This window comes from Carboxylicivirga sp. M1479 (assembly GCF_007097485.1).
Lineage (GTDB): Bacteria > Bacteroidota > Bacteroidia > Bacteroidales > Marinilabiliaceae > Carboxylicivirga.
This window is the reverse complement of record NZ_VKDE01000081.1, coordinates 1-2256: the sequence shown is the minus strand read 5'-3', so window position 1 is coordinate 2256 and position 2256 is coordinate 1. Positions and strand designations below refer to the sequence as shown.

Genomic DNA, 2256 nt, shown 5'->3' with positions numbered 1-2256 from the left:
AACGTTTGGCTAGTCGAGTAGGCAAAGGGAATTTCACCCTAAGCCTCTCACAGAACCGTGCTTGATAGTCTCCCATCACACGGCTCTTGTTATACAATCGATACCAAATTTAACAAGTTAATCCAACTTGCCAATGATAGAACAGGTAAGGAAACTGTTTCTTTATCCGTTCATACCATCTGTAAGCTAGATTTAACTTTGTTTTATAGCGTTTATATCGCATGCGAGCCCAACGAACAATACGTTTCCGCAGTAGTTGAAATACTTTCATCAGTTCGGATTTTCTGAATTTACCATAGTAATTCACCCAACCTCTTATCATTGGATTAAGGTAATGGGCTACGCCTACTATACTTCTAAAACTCAGCTTTTCTACTTTGATTTCCTCCAGTTTATCTGCTATCCGTTTGCGAGAATTAATACTGATCGCACAATCAAAACCAAGAAATAATTTGCTTGTTTTCTTACATAGTGTTGTACGTGGCTGAAAAGAGTACCCTAGAAAATCGAACTTCACTATTTCATATTTCGCACGCCTTCTACGGTCTTTACAATACACAACCTTAGTCTTATCAGGATGGAGTTCCAGCCCACATAACTTCATTCGTGCATTTAACTGCCTCAGTAAATATTCGGCTTGTTCCTTGTTCTTACAGTGTATGATTGCATCATCGGCATAACGAGCAAACTTCAATGTAGGATTGGTCAACTCAAGCCATTTATCTAGTGCATAATGCAAGTAAAGATTTGCCAATAATGGACTGATAACACCGCCCTGCGGTGTTCCTTTACCTTGTCTATGCTCTAACACTCCAGACTTAAGCTGAACGGGCATTTCTAACCACCTAACAATATACATGCGAACCCAATTCTCTGGCACATGCTTATTGACAGCTAGCATTAACTTTTCATGGTCAATATTATCAAAGAAACCTTTAATGTCTAAATCGATAACCCAATCTGTTTGCCAGCAATTGGCTCTTACCGAAGCAAGCGCCTGATGGGCATTCTTATTAGGTCGATAGCCATATGAGGAAGGACTAAACACGTTCTCCATTCGTGGCTCGATAAAATCTTTGATCACCATTTGACCAATCCTGTCGCTGATGGTAGGAATACCTAATTTGCGCATCTTACCATCTTTCTTGAGTATTTCAACCTCTTTTACTGNGCGAACCCAATTCTCTGGCACATGCTTATTGACAGCTAGCATTAACTTTTCATGGTCAATATTATCAAAGAAACCTTTAATGTCTAAATCGATAACCCAATCTGTTTGCCAGCAATTGGCTCTTACCGAAGCAAGCGCCTGATGGGGGTCGATAGCCATATGAGGAAGGACTAAACACGTTCTCCATTCGTGGCTCGATAAAATCTTTGATCACCATTTGACCAATCCTGTCGCTGATGGTAGGAATACCTAATTTGCGCATCTTACCATCTTTCTTGAGTATTTCAACCTCTTTTACTGGTGGAGGGAAATAACTCCCTGAAGACATACGATTCCAAAGTTTGTAAAGGTGCTTTGACTTGTTAGTTTCAAATTCTTCCATACTAACAGAGTCTACACCTGCACTTCCTTTGTTTGCTTTTACTTTCTTGTAAGCCGACCATATCATTTCTTGACTTACTGGTATCGATTTTGTCTCATTCCATAAATTCATCCTCTTCCAAGTTGTTAAATGTTATGAGACTGTATAACCCAATCCCTTCGCTCCACTTCCATTACAGAAGCTTCAACACTACTACGGATTAGTCCGTCCCTATATAATACTTCGGTATTCTGCCTTTGGGGTGAACCCATTGTACATTTCCCTTTGACAGCCAGCGAATCCTTTAAGAGTAGCTTTAGCTGCCTGACATTGTCATACAGGTTCCCGAGTTCCGTAAATGAGCCTAGATAAAAGTCATGCCCCCTGAATGACGCCAGCCGAACGGACAGTAAACAGGTATCTTCCGAACTTATAACTGCATTTCATCCTTTGCAGATTTTGACTGAATGTACAATCTTCTCGACACCTCGTCAGGGGTTCAATTGCGTTCATCTCTTTTATCCATACCTAACTGCACTCGTGGTGCAGCCTTTCCCAAACGCTCAGCACCATGGCTCTTTACCAAAGCACCTTTGGGCGGTTTGAAGCCTCCTCCTGCAAGACGACCTCAGTGGCTCAACCCTACAACTGGTTTCCACCATCTCAATTTACAGCATGTAGTGAATATTTTGCCGTTCACTACTTCTCGGCACACGATGAAGCG

The 2256-nt window shown here is 41.4% G+C and carries 2 protein-coding genes; both read right to left on the bottom strand.

The genetic code is table 11. The features are described from left to right. Positions 1-109 precede the first annotated feature (109 nt). Positions 110-1330: a group II intron reverse transcriptase/maturase gene (gene ltrA / locus FNN09_RS20850; protein WP_221932561.1), complete on the bottom strand. Its 1221-nt coding sequence runs from the start codon at positions 1328-1330 to the stop codon at positions 110-112. Further along, complete coding sequence (locus FNN09_RS21250) at positions 1248-1664, bottom strand: hypothetical protein (RefSeq protein WP_185969094.1); 417 nt, start codon at positions 1662-1664, stop codon at positions 1248-1250. Before FNN09_RS21250 ends, ltrA begins: the two co-directional genes overlap by 83 nt. Positions 1665-2256: the final 592 nt, after the last annotated feature.